General features: G+C 41.1%; 1 protein-coding gene. It reads left to right on the top strand.

What is annotated here, in order from left to right; genetic code table 11:
* Positions 1 to 282: hypothetical protein (locus FRY74_RS12940; protein ID WP_170228034.1), on the top strand; the 282-nt coding region annotated here is incomplete at both ends.

The following is a 282-nucleotide window of genomic DNA, read 5'->3' as shown; positions in this document are numbered from 1 at the left end:
TGTAAATGGACAGAGTTTTGCAATAACGGGAAGTCCCCAAACAGTAATATTAACAGGATTAACTGCAGATGGAAATAGTGTAAATGTTACAGCAGACTTTTCAGCAGATGGAGCATGTACAGTAACAAGTAACGGGTTATTCACTGCACCAGCGCCATGTCCACCAGCCTGCACAATAAGTGTAGCAGCTGGAAATCAAACAGCTTGTGTTCCAGCTACTAGTCAATATACACAAGAGGTAATAGTAACCTATTCCAATGAACCAGGAACAGGAACATTAGA

This window comes from Vicingus serpentipes, assembly GCF_007993035.1.
In the GTDB taxonomy this organism is placed as follows: domain Bacteria; phylum Bacteroidota; class Bacteroidia; order Flavobacteriales_E; family Vicingaceae; genus Vicingus; species Vicingus serpentipes.
Note: the sequence above shows the minus strand (reverse complement) of the source record. Positions and strands in the feature narration are given on the sequence as shown.